The sequence below is a fragment of the Brenneria roseae subsp. americana genome (assembly GCF_003115815.1).
Classification (GTDB): Bacteria; Pseudomonadota; Gammaproteobacteria; order Enterobacterales; family Enterobacteriaceae; genus Brenneria; species Brenneria roseae.
This window is the reverse complement of the sequence record NZ_QDKJ01000013.1, coordinates 65,766-81,410: the sequence shown is the minus strand read 5'-3', so window position 1 is coordinate 81,410 and position 15,645 is coordinate 65,766. Positions and strand designations below refer to the sequence as shown.

Here is a 15,645-nt window from a genome sequence, read left to right as displayed (position 1 = left end):
GGCTTATCATAACGCTAATAGAATTAGCGTGCCACAGCTCACAGGTTTTCCGTGCGAGATGTCCGTCTTACCGTTTCCTGATGTGATTCAGACGTCATTGCTAAACAGGCTGGCGTCCGCAAGCGCTTCACCGATAGCAGTAATAAGCAGATGCAGCTGCGCAGGTTGAATGATAAAGGGAGGCATCAGGTAAATCAGCTTGCCGAATGGACGGATCCAGACGCCGCGTTCAACAAAAAATCGCTGTAGCCGCGCCATATTCACCGGCTGGCGGGTTTCCACGACGCCGATCGCGCCCAGCACCCGGATATCGGCGACCTGTTCGGATGCGGCGAAAGCCATAAGCCCTTGACGTAGCTGTTGTTCAATGGTTTTTACCTGCTGCTGCCAGCGATTTTCCGCCAGCAGCGACAGGCTGGCATTGGCGGCGGCGCAGGCCAGCGGATTGGCCATAAAGGTCGGACCGTGCATAAAGCATCCCGCCGCGCCGTTACTGATGGTTTCGGCAACCGGGCGGGTGGTCAGCGTGGCGGATAATGTCATATAGCCGCCGGTTAACGCTTTCCCCAGACACAGAATATCCGGCGTGATCCCCGCGTGTTCACAGGCGAACAGCTTACCGGTACGGCCAAATCCGGTCGCAATTTCGTCCGCTATCAGCAGTATGCCGTACTGGTCGCACAGTTCACGTACCTGTCGCAGGTACGTTGGATGATAAAAACGCATGCCGCCAGCGCCCTGTACAATCGGTTCCAGAATGACGGCGGCGATCTCGTGCGCCTGCTCGGCCAGTGTGGTGCGCAACGGGGCAATATCGGCGTCCTGCCAGTCGGCGTCAAAGCCGCATCGTGGCGCGTCCACAAACAGATGATGGGGGAGGTAGCCCTGATACAGACTGTGCATGGAATTTTGCGGGTCGCACACCGACATCGCGCCAAAGGTATCGCCGTGATAACCGTGGCGCAGGGTAAGAAAACGCTGGCGCACTTCGCCACGCGCCTGCCAGTATTGCAGCGCCATCTTCATCGCCACTTCAACGGCAACCGACCCCGAATCAGCCAGAAAGACGCACTCCAGCCCGGTCGGAGTGATCTCCACCAACTGGCGGCAAAGCGCAATGGCCGCCGGGTGCGTAATGCCCCCGAACATCACATGCGACATTTGCGACAGCTGATACTGCACCGCCTGATTAATCACCGGATGGTTATAGCCGTGAATCGCCGCCCACCAGGAGGACATGCCATCGACCAGTTTGCGCCCGTCGTCAAGTTGCAGTTCGACGCCATTGGCTGACACCACCGGATAACAAGGGAGCGGGTGGGTCATTGAAGTGTAAGGATGCCAGATGTGGCGCTGGTCAAATGCCAGGTCTTCCGAAGTCATAATATTTTATGTAAACCAATTTGAGTTTGATTTGGTTGACAGTATATCGGGTTAATTTAAACTGATAAAACGATTTTATTTTGGAGATGCCGATATGGCTGACCGCATTTACTGGACGCTTGAGCAAGCACAAAACCTATTCAATAAACCTTTTCTGGAGTTGATGTTTGAGGCCCAGCAAATCCATCGACAACACTTCGATCCCCGCCAGGTGCAGGTGAGTACGCTGCTGTCGATTAAAACCGGCGCCTGTCCTGAAGACTGTAAATATTGTCCGCAAAGCTCCCGCTACCGTACCGGGATTGAAACGGAACGACTGATGCAGGTGGAACAGGTGCTGGCGTCGGCGCGTCAGGCAAAAGCGGCAGGCTCTACCCGTTTTTGTATGGGCGCGGCCTGGAAGAATCCCCATGAACGCGACATGCCTTATCTGGAGCAAATGGTGCAGGGCGTCAAAGATCTGGGGATGGAAACCTGCATGACGCTCGGTACGTTAAGCGGCGATCAGGCGGCGCGTCTGGCTTCCGCCGGTCTGGATTTTTATAACCATAATCTGGATACCTCACCGGAATTCTACGGCAATATCATCACCACGCGCAGCTATCAGGAACGTCTTGATACGCTGGATAAAGTGCGCCACGCAGGGATCAAGGTCTGTTCCGGCGGGATTGTCGGGCTGGGCGAAACCGTGCGCGATCGGGCCGGATTGCTGGTACAGCTGGCCAATTTGCCGACGCCGCCGGAAAGCGTTCCGATCAATATGCTGGTCAAGGTAAAAGGCACGCCGTTGGCCGATAACGACGATGTCGATCCGTTTGATTTTATTCGCACCATTGCCGTTGCGCGTATCATGATGCCGTCTTCCTATGTTCGGCTATCCGCCGGGCGCGAGCAGATGAGCGAACAAACGCAGGCGATGTGCTTTATGGCGGGGGCCAACTCCATTTTTTATGGTTGCAAACTGCTGACCACGCCGAATCCAAAAGAAGATAAGGATCTGGCGTTATTCCGTAAGCTGGGGCTGAACCCACAGCAGACCGAAGTCGAGTATGGCGACAACCAACAGCAGCAGCGACTGACGGATCAGCTGATTCATAGCGACAGCGAGCAATTTTACAATGCGGCGGTTTAAAACCATTCTGTGGTTTAAACGCATACGGCCGTGTAAACCGCGTCTGTCATCGGTATTGCAGGGCAAGATAACGCGGAGCGACGAGAGATGAGCTGGCAAACCCGTGTTGAACAGGCGCTGACGCAGCGACAACAGGACGATGCGTATCGCAAGCGGCAGATCAATCAGGGGAGCAGCGGACGCTGGCTGAGACAAGGCGATCGCTGTTATCTGAATTTTTCCAGTAATGACTATCTGGGGTTGAGCCACCACCCTGAGATTATCCGGGCCTGGCAGCAGGGCGCGGACCGATACGGCGTCGGCAGCGGCGGCTCCGGCCATGTGACGGGATATACCGATGCGCATGCCGCACTGGAAACTCAACTGGCCGACTGGCTGGGATACCCGCGTGCCGTACTGTTTATTTCCGGCTATGCGGCGAATCAGGCGGTTGTCGCGGCCTTAACCCAAACGGGCGACCGCATTCTGGCTGATAAGCTGAGCCATGCTTCCTTGCTGGAGGCGGCGGCACATTCACCGGCGACGTTACGGCGTTTTCAGCATAATCAGGCAGATAGCCTGCAACAGCTGCTGGAAAAACCCGCAGAAGGCCAAACGCTGGTGGTGACCGAAGGCGTATTCAGCATGGACGGTGATAGCGCGCCGTTAGCGCAGTTACATGCGCAATCGAGCGCGCACGGTGCGCTGTTGATGGTGGATGATGCCCACGGCATTGGCGTGTCCGGGGAAGAAGGACGCGGAAGCTGCTGGCAACAGGGCGTAAAACCGGAACTGCTGATTGTGACGTTCGGCAAAGCCTTCGGCGTTAGCGGCGCGGCCGTGCTGTGTGACGAACCGCTGGCGGAATACTTCTTGCAGTTCGCCCGTCATCTGATTTACAGCACCTCGATGCCCGCGCCGCAAGCTTGTGCACTGAGCGCCGCATTACACTGTATTCGTAACGAACCGGCACGGCGGGATAGGTTGCAACGTAATATTGCTCAGTTCCGTGCTGGTTTTTCGGCGTCGTCGTACCAACTGATGAATTCTCTGAGCGCCATCCAGCCGCTGGTGGTGGGGGATAATGCCCGCACGCTGGCGTTAACGGCGGCGCTGCGTGAGCAGGGGCTATGGGTGAGCGCGATGCGTCCTCCCACCGTACCGCCCGGCAGTGCGCGTTTACGCATTACGCTGACGGCTGATCATCAGCCGGAAGATATCGAACGACTGCTGGCGGTGCTGCATCATGTTCGCTGATACATGCCATAAGCAGGCGATTGCGCAGGCGTTCGGACGGGCGGCGGCCAGCTATGATCGTTTTGCCGAATTGCAACGCACCAGCGGGGAGCGCCTGCTTGATTTAATTCCGCCGCACGGTGGGACCCGGGTTCTGGATGCGGGCTGCGGGACGGGGTATTTCAGCCGCTATTGGCAACAGCAGGGGAAACGCGTTACCGCATTGGATCTCTCTCCGGCCATGCTGAGCCATGCCAGCCGACATCAGGCGGCTGAACGCTACGTGCAAGGTGATATCGAACATCTGCCGCTGGAAGACGGCTGCGTGGATATTAGCTATAGCAATCTGGCGGTGCAGTGGTGTGATGATTTACCCCGTGCGCTGGCTGAGCTGTATCGGGTCACGCGATCGGAGGGGATCATTGCTTTTTCTACGTTGGCGGAGGGGTCACTGAGCGAGCTTTCTCATGCCTGGACGCAGTTGGACGGCACCCGTCGTGTGAATCATTTTCTCTCCGCCGGCGCGATCGAAGCGGCTTGTCAGCCTTATCGTTATCAGCTTCGTCAGGAGCGTATCACGTGTTACTTCCCGGATGTGCTGACGTTAATGAAGTCATTAAAGGGGATTGGCGCGACCTGGTTGCATCAGGGACGAGCCCCCGGATTGCTGAGTCGTTCCCGCTTAAACGGATTATCGTCGGTTTATCCGCGATGCTCAGAAGGCTATCCGCTCAGCTACCAATTGATTTACGGAGTGATCTATCGTGATTAAACGCTGGTTTGTCGCGGGTACGGATACGGAAGTCGGTAAAACTATCGCCAGTTGCGCACTGTTGCAGGCCGCGAATCACGCCGGATACCGTACCGCCGGTTATAAGCCGGTTGCGTCCGGCTGCGACATTACCCCCGACGGCGTGCGAAACGGCGATGCGTTGGCGCTTCAGGCCAACAGCAGCGTGCCGCTTGACTATCAGGCGGTGAATCCAATGGCGTTTATTGAACCGACGTCGCCACATATTATCAGTGCCGAGGAGCAGCGACCGATTCATCTGCCCGTGTTGTCCGAGGGATTACGGATGCTGGAGACGCAGGCCGACTGGTTGCTGGTGGAAGGCGCCGGCGGCTGGTTTACCCCGCTGTCGGCGCGGGAAACGTTTGCTGATTGGGTTTATCAGGAGCAGTTGCCGATCATTCTGGTCGTGGGGATTAAGCTGGGCTGCATTAATCATGCATTATTGACAGCCAGCGCGATTGCGCAATCGGGATTGAAATTGAGCGGCTGGATTGCCAACGACATCACGCCGCCGGGCAAACGGCACCAGGAATACCTGAGCAGTTTACAGCAGCGGCTGCCTGCCCCCATGCTGGGAGAAATACCGCATTTGGCGGCGCCTCAACGGCAACCTCTGGGACAGTATATCGATCTGACACGCTTGGATTAATCGCTTTTATGCAGGCAAAGCGCGATGAGTTTCTCTTATGCGGGACTCATTTCGTTAATGGCAAACGCCGATCTTTATGGCTAAGATTGGTAATAAGCATGGTATTTGCCGTATTCAATAGAAAAAAGCATCTTGAAATTTCTGGTAAGCCCTTGCTACGCCTGCATAGGGGCGTCTGTTTTTAGTATTTTTCAGTCTAATACTTATAAGATAAATCGCACAAAGAACGTGAAAAAAATCCATATCAATCACGATATAAGATGAAGGTAGTATTTCAGCAACTCAGAGCGGGTGCGGCGTTGTGAGAGTTATCCACCATTTCTGTGGATAACTGTGTGCATTAGGGATAGAAAAATCGCGCCAGACGAGAGCCGGCGCGGGTTGTCGCCAGGTTGGCGCTATTCTCCGCTTTTTGATTAATTCGTTAAAAATCATTGCATTAATTAAAATCAAGTCTCTTGTTAAGGCCTGACGCGTAGTTGCATAAATTCACATCACTGGTAATACCTCTACGTTACAGGAATCGTGAGATTGGGGATAAATAATCCTGATATTTGCTAGCCGATCATCCATGAATGTGCTAGCCGATGTCTTTGTTTGATAATCATCCAATCCGGCAATAATTTTCTTGATGCTGTTTTTATATCCAGTATCATGGCGGAAGTAAAGTTCGCGATTGTTTCCCATAATAGTTAAGTGTCAAGGAAGCGCCATGGCGTTCCCTCTGCTTGCCATTGATCGTCCATTCATGAGTAGCGTGTTTAACTATGAGTAAAGTCTTTAAACTGAAGTCCGAATTTCAACCGGCAGGCGACCAGCCTGAGGCCATTCGCCGTTTGGAGGAAGGGCTGGAAGATGGGTTGGCGCATCAGACGCTGTTGGGTGTGACGGGTTCCGGCAAAACGTTTACCATCGCGAACGTAATTGCCGATTTGAATCGCCCAACCATGGTTCTGGCGCCGAACAAGACGCTGGCCGCGCAGCTTTACGGTGAAATGAAGGCGTTTTTCCCCGATAACGCGGTGGAATATTTCGTCTCCTACTATGATTACTACCAGCCTGAAGCCTATGTTCCAAGCTCCGATACGTTTATCGAGAAAGATGCGTCGGTGAATGAACATATTGAGCAGATGCGTCTTTCGGCGACCAAAGCGCTATTGGAACGCAGAGACGTGGTGGTCGTGGCCTCGGTTTCCGCGATTTACGGTCTGGGCGATCCCGATCTCTATCTGAAAATGATGCTGCATCTGACGCAGGGGATGCTGATTGACCAGCGCGCCATTTTACGGCGCTTGGCGGAGTTGCAGTACACCCGTAACGATCAGGCGTTTCAGCGCGGCACTTTTCGCGTGCGCGGCGAAGTGATCGACATCTTTCCTGCCGAATCGGATGACGTGGCGTTACGTGTCGAACTGTTCGATGAGGAAGTCGAGCGGCTATCGTTGTTTGACCCGCTGACCGGACAGGTTATCCAGACAATGCCGCGTTACACCATCTATCCTAAAACGCACTACGTGACGCCACGCGAGCGTATTTTGCAGGCGATGGAAGATATCAAGGTTGAACTGGCCGAACGCCGCAAGGTGCTGCTGGCGAACGATAAGCTGGTGGAAGAACAGCGTCTCAGCCAGCGCACGCAGTTCGATCTGGAAATGATGAACGAGTTGGGCTATTGTTCCGGTATCGAAAACTACTCCCGATTTCTGTCCGGGCGTGGCCCCGGTGAGCCGCCGCCAACGCTGTTTGACTACCTGCCTGCCGATGGGCTGCTGGTGGTGGATGAATCACACGTGACCATACCGCAGATCGGCGGGATGTACCGCGGCGACCGGGCGCGTAAGGAAACGCTGGTGGAATACGGTTTCCGCTTGCCTTCCGCGCTGGATAACCGCCCGATGAAGTTTGAGGAGTTTGAAGCGCTGGCGCCACAGACGATCTACGTTTCCGCCACGCCGGGTAACTACGAGCTGGAGAAATCAGGCAACGAAGTGATCGATCAGGTGGTGCGTCCGACGGGGCTGTTGGATCCGGTGCTGGAGGTCCGTCCGGTGGCGACGCAGGTGGACGATCTGCTGTCCGAAATACGTCTGCGCGCCGCTGTGAATGAGCGCGTGCTGGTGACGACGTTGACCAAGCGCATGGCGGAGGATTTAACCGAGTATCTGGAAGAGCACGGCGAACGCGTGCGTTACCTGCACTCGGATATCGATACCGTCGAACGGGTGGAGATCATTCGCGATTTGCGTCTTGGCGAATTTGATGTTCTGGTGGGGATCAACCTGCTGAGGGAAGGTCTGGATATGCCGGAAGTGTCGCTGGTGGCGATTCTTGATGCCGACAAAGAAGGTTTTCTGCGTTCGGAACGTTCGCTGATTCAGACCATTGGTCGTGCGGCGCGTAACCTGAATGGCAAGGCGATTCTGTACGGCGACAAAATTACGCCGTCAATGGCTCGCGCGATTAGCGAAACAGAGCGCCGCCGTGAAAAACAACAGGCCTACAACCTGAAATATGGCATTGTGCCGCAGGGACTGAACAAGAAAATTGCTGATATCCTGCAAATTGGTCAATCGAGTAACGGCAGAGGCAGAGGGCGTAGCAAGAAAGCCGCCGAACCGTCAGCCAGCTATGCATTGCTGACGCCGAAGGCGCTGGATCAGAAAATCCGCGAGCTCGAAAGCAAAATGATGATGCACGCGCAGAATCTGGAATTTGAAGAAGCGGCCAGTCTGCGTGATGAGGTACAGGCGCTGCGGGCGCAATTTATTGCCGCTTCCTGAATTAACAAAAACGTTTTAAGGGGTCATTATGGATATCGCGATACCCGGTGTGCAGGTGCTGTTTATTGCCGGCTTTGGACCCATCGTTACATCGGTCCCGGCCAGCTATGCGCTCTACGTTGAAACACTCGGTCTGCCGTTGAAGCCGCTGGAGGGCAGCCCTGATTATCTGGTGACGGATGCGCTGGAAGGAGTAAAACACTTTTCGCTGTGGCCGCTCGAACAGGCCAGCCAATCCTGCTTCGGACAGGCGTCGTGGCCGTCAGATTTACCGGTGCCGCAGAGTTGGCTGGAGTTTGAGGTTGCCGATATGGACGAGGCAACGCAGGCGATTAAACAGCAAGGCTATGCGCTGCTGGTGGAAAACCGGCTGGAACCCTGGGGGCAGCGGGTAACCCGTTTCCTCAGCCCGGAAGGGATGCTGATCGGGGTCACGCATACCCCCTGGCTGCGCGCACCCGCGGGGTAAACATCTCAAAACCCCACCGCCTGACCATCCCGCCGGCTGTCGCTGGCGGCGATATAGCCGTGCTCGACATCATCGGATAATCGCCAGATAAACTGACCGGCACCGAAGTCCATATAGGGATCGTTAACCGATTTCAGCCGATGGCCGAGCTGGGCCAGCCGGTTAACGGTATCTGCTGGCATGGTTGATTCCAGATCCAGCGAAAAATCGCGGTTCACTTTCCAGCGCGGCGCATCGCAGGCCGCCTGCGGCTGTTGTTGATAATCCAGCATCCGCACCAGCGTTTGCACATGCCCCTGCGGTTGCATATCGCCGCCCATCACGCCAAAACTCATCTGCGGCTGCCCGTTACGGCTGAGGAAGGCCGGAATGATGGTGTGGAACGGGCGTTTGCCCGGCGCTACCACGTTGGCGGAACGCGGATCGCTGGAGAAACCCGCGCCGCGGTTTTGCAGACTAATGCCATAGTCTGGCAGCACGACGCCTGAGCCAAATCCCATGTAATTGGACTGAATGAAGGAGACCATCATTCCGTTTTCATCTGCCGTAGTCAGATATACCGTACCGCCGCTGGCGGGCATGCCCGCCGCGGGGGGACGGGCGCGGACCGGGTCAATCAGCTTTGCCCGCGCATCGAGATAGCCGCTGTCCAGCATCTGAGCGGGGGTGACATCCATTGAGCGCGGATCGGCCACGTAGCGATAAACATCGGCAAAGGCGAGCTTCATGGCTTCAATTTGCACATGCTGTGATGCCGCGCTGTCGAGCGGCAGCGAGGCCAGATCAAAACGTTCCAGAATGCCGAGCGCAATCAGCGCCGCGATGCCCTGACCATTGGGTGGGATCTCATGAACGTCATACCCACGGTAGCGCTGGCTGATTGGCGTTACCCACTCGGGGCGATAGTGGGCTAAGTCCTCACGAGTCAGGCTGCCGCCCGTGGCCTGAGACCAGGCCACCAGTTTTTCGGCAATCTCTCCCTGATAAAAGGCGGCTGCCCCTTGTTGGGCCAGCAGGCGCAGCGTGCGGGCTGCCGCCGGAAAGGTGAATTTTTCGCCGATAAGCGGTGCCCGGCCATGCGGCATGAACGCCGCGGCAAAGCCCGGTTGCTGATGGAGTTCGGTGACCGCCAACGCCCATTTATGGGCGACCATCGGCGCGATGGTAACGCCGCGTTCAGCCACCTCGATGGCGAACGACAGCAGATGCGCAAACGGCAGGCGGCCATAGCGCTGGTGCAGCTTCTCCCAGCCGGCGATGGCGCCGGGGATGGTCACGCTGTCCCAGCCGCGCAGCGGGCGGCGGGCTAACCCGTTGCCGTCTTCGCCATGACGCTGGCGGAAAAAATCCAGCGTCCAGCTTGCCGGCGCACAGCCGGACGCATTTAATCCCTGTAGTTGTTTTCCGTCCCAGACCAGCGCAAAGGCATCGCTGCCGAGTCCACAGGAGACCGGTTCGACAACGGTTAACATCGCCGCGGCGGCGATAGCCGCGTCCACCGCGTTACCGCCTGCCAGCAGCGCCCGGTTTCCGGCCTGTGCCGCCAGCGGATGTGAGGTGGACACCACATTGCGGGCAAACAGCGGCGTACGCACGGTAGGATAAGGGTTATGCCAGTTAAAGGTCATGATGCGCTCCAGTGTCGGGCAATAGGCGGCGTGCAGCTTCTTCCATCAGTGTTTTACGGTCGATTTTGTTGGTGCCGGCCAGCGGCAAGTGCTCAACCAGCCAGATATGGCGAGGATGCAGATAGGCTGCCCCCTGTTGTAGCGTGAAGGCTTTGAGTGTTTCGCTGTCTATCTGCTGGCCGGGGCGTAAAACGACCCAGGCGACCGGTTTATGGCCCTTGATTTCATCGACCACCGGTACGACGCAGGCTGACTGTACCGCCGGATGGCGCTCCAGCAGTTGTTCAACTTCGCTCGGATAGATATTTTCCCCGCCGCAGACGAACATATCGTCATGGCGCCCGACAAAGGTGAAAAATCCCTGCTCATCCTTGCGGAAGACATCACCGGTGATGTAATACCCGTCCGGTGTGAAAGGCGTGGGAATATCCGGTCGCTGATGGTAGCCAAGCATCAGCGCCGGACTTTTCAGTTCCAGTACGCCGCACCGCGACAACTGGCCGTCCTCGGCGCGCAGCCGAAGTTGTACCTGTGGGTGAGGGTAGCCTGTCGCCAGCAGCGGTAATGCTTTTCCCTGTGGATGAGGGCCGAAAACCACCGGGCCGCCCTCGGTGGTGCCGTAGGCATTGATAATCCGGGCGGCGGGCAAAAGCTGATGGATTTGGTTTATCAGGCTGGCGCTCACCGGGGCTGAACCCATGCGTACCACCCGTACACAGGATAAATCGCTTTGCGCCAGCCGTGTTTTTTCCCGCAGGATCATGGCGATCATCGGCGGCACTGCCGTCAGCCAGCTACAACGGTAGTGGTGGATAGCCTGGATATAGTCTGGGGCGCTGAACTGCGGCAGGATGACGGTGGTGACGCCGCTTGCCAGCGAAAGCAGGATCAGCGCCAGCGCATTCATATGATAAAACGGGGCGGCGATCAAAAGCCGTTCATCATGCAGTTCGTGTGCGGCAAGACGGGTTTCAATCACCCACAGGTGGCTGTCGTGGCTCAGCAGCACCCCTTTGGGGACACCGCTGGACCCGGAGGTATACAGCAGCAGCGCAATATCGTCTGGTCGCGCCTGCCAGGGCGCCAGCGGACCTTCATCATAAAACCGCTTCAGGCTGTCGTCACTGAAGCTGATGCGCGGCAAAGGAAAGGCAATCCGCGCCAGCTGTTCGCTGTCACCAAACAGGAAAACCGCGCCGCTGTCCTGCAAAATATATTCGATAGTGGTGTCCGGCAGTTTGATATTGACAGGAACGGCGACCAGTCCGGCACGCAGGATCCCCAACAGCACGGCGACATACTCCAGCGTATTGACGCCCAGAATGGCGATTTTGCTGCCGGGCGCAAATCCACGTGACAGCAGGGCGCGTCCGATGGCGTTGGCCTGACGGTCGAGCTGGGCATAGCTGACAACCCGGTCGGGCAAGCCATGTTGCGGGGCGATTAACGCTGACTTCCCACTGTCGCTAAGGTGGGTAAACAGTACACCAAGATTGCGGCTGTTCATGGCAGAAACTCAAGCAGGCAGTTGAACGCGGGCAGCGCAATCAGCAGTCGTTCTGGCTGTTGACTGAGCGGCAGGTCAAGCGCACGGGCCTGTCCGGCGATCCGCTCACGGTCGCCGCCGTGGAAGCGAAGCGCGGCAAACTGGCTATCGCGTGCGGTATCCAGCGTGAGCTGTTGCCGATAGCGTCGGGCAAAATCTTCATGATTGAGAAAAGCCAGCTCAAACCCCGGCTCAAGGGTACCCAGCGCCTGATATTGCAAAGCCAGTGACACCGGATCGTGGGTGACGATCGTCAGTTGACTAATGCGAGCGACACCATTCTGATGACGTTGCCATTCATCACGCCAGACCCACTCGGGTGTATGGTGTTGGCAAAAATAGATGCGTCCGGCGCTGAAACTGCCTGCGGCCAGATGCACCGTACTGAAGCGGGCTTGTTGTTGCCGCCCGTTGATGTCAACCGGGCGGGAAAATGAGCGAATGGGTTGAAGCGTGAAGCCTGCCCGCTGGATTGCTGACGCGCTGGTTTCGATGTCCTGACTGCTGAACACCAGCCCGTCAAGTCCGGCCGGGCCAGCCAGCAGCTCCTGCCGCTGCGGTGGTTCGTCGGGCGGCAGACCGAGGATCTCCAGATAGTGTTGATCGAACACGATCAGATGATTGATTGATCCCAGCGAATGGTAGCCCCGCGGCGTCAGGGTAAAGCCCAACTGGCGGAAAATAGCCGCCGCGTGGTCGGTTGCAAACTGGGCGTTAAACACCAGGTGGTCAAGGGATAAAGACATGGTCGGCCCCTCAGACGCTAACGGTGGAATAAAGACCGCGCCCACTGGCAACCAGATTTCCCTCACTGTCAAACAGCCGGGCTTCGGCGCAGGAGACCTGTTTCCCTGCCTTGATCACCCGGCCGCGGGCGGTGAGGTTGCCACGAGCCGGACGGTGGTAATCAACGTGCAGGTTAAGCGTCGGCACACCCCGGCCGGTAAAGGAAACCAGCGCCCAGTCAGCGGTCAGATCAATAAGTGCCGCAAGAATACCGCCATGCGTGTATCCCCCGGCGGAATTAACGACCCATTCTTCGCGCCAGCGCGCGGTTAATTCTATTTCCCCCTCACCCAGCGCGGTCACTTCCAGACCGAGCCACTGGTGATAGGGACCCTGCAACAAACGCGCCTGAACATCGGCGGCACTCAGTGGTGTGGATTCAGCCATTAGCGTTACCTTTATAAGTTATGACCGCCCTCAGGGCGTGACGATGACTTTGCCAAGCACTTCCCGATCGCGGATTAGCCGCAGTCCTTCGCTGGCCTGTTCCAGCGGTAGCACGCGATCGATCAGCGGATCGATTTCTCCCCGTGACACCATCTCCAGCAGCGCGCTCAGGTTGTCGGCATAGAAACTGTTGGAGCCTTTGATCGTCAGTTCGAAACTCCAGACATAGCGCAAATCCTCCTGCGGGTCGTAACCGGCGGTTGCGCCGCATACCAGCAGGATGCCGCCGCGTTTCAGACAGCGTAACGAGGGGCGCCAGGTATCGCCGCCGGTGAAGTTGATAACGACATCGACCCCGCCTTCATAACTGCGGCGCTGTGGCTTGCCGTAGGTAGCGATGGCCCATTTTGAGAAATCGGTTTCCCGGTAGTTAACTACGCGATCGGCCCCCAGCGCGCTGAGCGCCTCTGCTTTTTCGGCGCTGCCCGCACAGGCGATAACCTCGGCTCCCAGCCGTTTTGCCAGCACCACACAGGCGCTGCCGACGCCCCCGCTGGCGCCGAGGATCAGCACGCGATCGCCCGCTTTGACCGTGTTGTGCGTTATCAACATACGGTGCGCGGTGCCGTATGCGACCGGTAAGGCCGCTGCCTGAGCAAAGCTGACGTTGTCCGGCAGGATAATGAGCTGAGCGGCATCGACCTGAGCGTATTCCGCCATGCCGCCGTCAACCATTTCCCCCATCAGCCCCACGCCGGGCTTTAGCGGATTGATCAGCACCCGATCGCCAATCTGCCAGCCGGCAACGCCTTCGCCGAGGGCGCTGATGGTGCCGGCCAAATCCAGACCGGGCACCACCGGCAGCGGCACGGTAATGCCGGGCATTCCGCGCACGGTAAAGACATCGTGATAGTTAAATGATGACGCCCCCACGCGGATCACCACATGTCCGGGCTGAGGGACCGGCCGCGGATGATTGTTTGTCACCTGTAGCTGGTCGAGGTCGCCGTGTTGTGTTAAAACCAGCGCTTTCATGGTGTTGCTCACAGAATATCTCCTGTTCAGGCGGAATTAACGGACCAATGGTTTTAACGGACCAATGGTTTTAACGGACCAATGGTTGAATGGATTTCGCCTGTTGATAAGGCGCAGTCACGAACAGGTCGTCGCTTAACTGGCCTTTGATGGCGCCACTATCGACGAACACCTGGTGTTGTCGTTTCAGCGTATCGATATCTGCCGGCTCGAACGATACCCGATTCATGCTTTCCCAACGGCTGACGTAGACCTCCGCATCTTTCTGCGGCAGGTTGGCTTTTTTCTGTAGGATCTTGACCACATCGTCAGGATGCGCCTGTCCCCAGGTCAACGTGTCGCGCAGCGCGGCAATGACGCGGGCAATGGTATCCGGCTGTTTATCAATCAGGTCGCTACGCACGGCGCCGATACCAATGTAGGGAACCGCATCGCTATGGGTGATCTTGCGCCATTCGTCGGCAAAGCTGCCGAGCGGCCGGACATGCAATTCATCCAACTGGGCGATGGTGACCGAGCGTAATGCCGCGGCATCGACTTGTTTCTGCGCCAAAAATTGCGCCAGCCGTGATTCGTTACCGCCAATCAGCGAAAAATCTGCCGGTTTGATATCGTAATTGCTGGCCAGAATCGCGCTGGCGATTACCGCCACGGACGACCCCGCCGGGGACATGCCGATCTTTTTGCCTTTCAACTGGGAAAGCTGGGTGATGGGAGAGTCTACCGGGACCACGAACTGCACATCGGCAGGCTGTGTGGCGGCAAAGATTTTTACCGGTACGCCCTCGGCGGCGGTGCTGAGAATACCCGCCAGCGGCGCACCAAATGCCAGGTCAATTGATCCTGAAGCCAACGCTTTCACCGGCGCATTGACGTCAGGAAAGTGAATAAATTCAGCGTCAATACCATGACGGGCCAGAAAATCCGTGCTTTCCAGCACCGCGCCATAGCCCAGGCTGACGCCGCTGGTCCAGTAGCCGATGCGAACTTTTTCCGCGGCGGAAAGATTTTGGGCAAACAGCGTCCCGGCGACCATTAAGGCCGCTGCAATCATGTTTTTCATCGTGTCATTCCTGTGTGAGTTTTTTCCAGCGGAACAAACGGCGTTCCAGCGGTTTCAGAATGCCGCCTTCAAGCAGCAACATGAGTGTGACTAACAGCACCGTCCAGGCGAACACCTGATCGGTTTGCACCAAATCCCCGGCCTGACGCAGGCGATAACCAATACCGTTTGACGCCCCCAGCGTTTCAGCGACCAGCGATACGCGCCAGCCAAAGCCAAAAGCCAGCCTGGCGCCGGAGAAAAAGTAGGGCAGAATGGTCGGCAGATAAATTTTCACCAACGTCTGCCAGCGGTTCATGCGAAAGCTGCGCGCCAGCTCAACATACTGCGATTCCACCGTCTGCGCGCCTTGCCAGACATTGGTCAGGATCAGCGGCATTGCCGTCATGAACACCACGAACACCGTCGTGGCATTTGAGATGCCGAACCAGATGATGGCGAAAATGGCCCAGATCGCCGACGATACGCTGTTAAATACCGACAACAGCGGTTCAAAGAACTGCGCCAGACGGCGACTCGCTCCCAGCGCCAGCCCGAGTGGCGTGCCGATAAGCGTGGCGAACAGGAAGCCCATCACCACGCGCGACAGCGTAACGCTGATATCGTGCAGCAGCGTGTCGTTATGCCAGAGCAGTTGGAGTGCCAGCCAGGTTTTTTGCGGACTGGGCAGAATGAATCCCGGCATGCGTAAGGAGAGCAGCCACCAGATGGACAGAAACAGCAGTAGCAAAATCAGACGTTGTAATATCAGCGTTGACAGCGATCGGGCGCGTGACATA

14 protein-coding genes are annotated in these 15,645 nt (G+C 57.0%); 6 read left to right on the top strand and 8 right to left on the bottom strand.

The annotated features are described in order from the left end of the window. Window positions 1-87: 87 nt before the first annotated feature. Entirely contained in the window at window positions 88-1,383 is a 1,296-nt protein-coding gene (gene bioA, locus B4923_RS15990) for an adenosylmethionine--8-amino-7-oxononanoate transaminase (protein ID WP_109055367.1), read from the bottom strand. Between the two features lie 94 nt (window positions 1,384-1,477). Here bioA and bioB point away from each other — a divergent pair, with 94 nt between their 5' ends. The 6 genes from bioB (at window position 1,478) to B4923_RS15960 (ending at window position 8,421) form a co-directional block, all read left to right on the top strand. Beyond that, entirely contained in the window at window positions 1,478-2,515 is a 1,038-nt protein-coding gene (bioB, locus tag B4923_RS15985) for a biotin synthase BioB (RefSeq protein ID WP_109055366.1), read from the top strand. Window positions 2,516-2,602: 87 nt separating this feature from the next. Then, window positions 2,603-3,751 carry an 8-amino-7-oxononanoate synthase gene (gene bioF, locus B4923_RS15980; protein ID WP_109055365.1) on the top strand — a complete coding sequence of 383 codons (1,149 nt, stop codon included), beginning with the start codon at window positions 2,603-2,605 and terminating at the stop codon, window positions 3,749-3,751. Further along, window positions 3,741-4,502 (top strand): malonyl-ACP O-methyltransferase BioC, encoded by a 762-nt coding sequence (gene bioC / locus B4923_RS15975; RefSeq protein WP_109055364.1) that lies wholly within the window; start codon window positions 3,741-3,743, stop codon window positions 4,500-4,502. Before bioF ends, bioC begins: the two co-directional genes overlap by 11 nt. Beyond that, window positions 4,495-5,172, top strand: coding sequence for a dethiobiotin synthase (gene bioD, locus B4923_RS15970; protein WP_109055363.1), 678 nt, complete (start codon window positions 4,495-4,497; stop codon window positions 5,170-5,172). The genes bioC and bioD overlap by 8 nt, the downstream gene beginning before the upstream one ends. A gap of 767 nt (window positions 5,173-5,939) precedes the next feature. Continuing rightward, a complete protein-coding gene (uvrB, locus tag B4923_RS15965) occupies window positions 5,940-7,952 on the top strand; it encodes an excinuclease ABC subunit UvrB (RefSeq protein WP_109055362.1) in 2,013 nt (670 codons plus the stop codon). A gap of 28 nt (window positions 7,953-7,980) precedes the next feature. Then, a complete protein-coding gene (locus tag B4923_RS15960; RefSeq protein WP_109055361.1) occupies window positions 7,981-8,421 on the top strand; it encodes a VOC family protein in 441 nt (146 codons plus the stop codon). A 5-nt stretch (window positions 8,422-8,426) separates the two neighbouring features. On the opposite strand, the gene B4923_RS15955 is transcribed toward B4923_RS15960, so the two are convergent. Genes B4923_RS15955 through B4923_RS15925 form a run of 7 tightly spaced genes read right to left on the bottom strand, consistent with a single transcriptional unit; the run spans window position 8,427 to window position 15,644 of the window. Beyond that, window positions 8,427-10,049, bottom strand: coding sequence for a gamma-glutamyltransferase family protein (locus B4923_RS15955; protein ID WP_109055360.1), 1,623 nt, complete (start codon window positions 10,047-10,049; stop codon window positions 8,427-8,429). Next, entirely contained in the window at window positions 10,039-11,556 is a 1,518-nt protein-coding gene (locus B4923_RS15950) for a class I adenylate-forming enzyme family protein (protein WP_109055359.1), read from the bottom strand. The genes B4923_RS15955 and B4923_RS15950 overlap by 11 nt, the downstream gene beginning before the upstream one ends. Continuing rightward, window positions 11,553-12,341: a VOC family protein gene (locus B4923_RS15945; protein WP_109055358.1), complete on the bottom strand. Its 789-nt coding sequence runs from the start codon at window positions 12,339-12,341 to the stop codon at window positions 11,553-11,555. Before B4923_RS15945 ends, B4923_RS15950 begins: the two co-directional genes overlap by 4 nt. A gap of 10 nt (window positions 12,342-12,351) precedes the next feature. Next, window positions 12,352-12,768, bottom strand: a complete 417-nt coding sequence (locus tag B4923_RS15940) for a PaaI family thioesterase (protein WP_109055357.1) — start codon at window positions 12,766-12,768, stop codon at window positions 12,352-12,354. A gap of 30 nt (window positions 12,769-12,798) precedes the next feature. Beyond that, on the bottom strand, window positions 12,799-13,815 hold the full coding sequence (locus B4923_RS15935; RefSeq protein WP_109055356.1) for a quinone oxidoreductase family protein: 1,017 nt from the start codon (window positions 13,813-13,815) through the stop codon (window positions 12,799-12,801). A 58-nt stretch (window positions 13,816-13,873) separates the two neighbouring features. Beyond that, window positions 13,874-14,866: an ABC transporter substrate-binding protein gene (locus B4923_RS15930; protein ID WP_109055355.1), complete on the bottom strand. Its 993-nt coding sequence runs from the start codon at window positions 14,864-14,866 to the stop codon at window positions 13,874-13,876. A gap of 4 nt (window positions 14,867-14,870) precedes the next feature. Next, window positions 14,871-15,644: an ABC transporter permease gene (locus B4923_RS15925; protein ID WP_109055354.1), complete on the bottom strand. Its 774-nt coding sequence runs from the start codon at window positions 15,642-15,644 to the stop codon at window positions 14,871-14,873. Window position 15,645 lies beyond the last annotated feature (1 nt).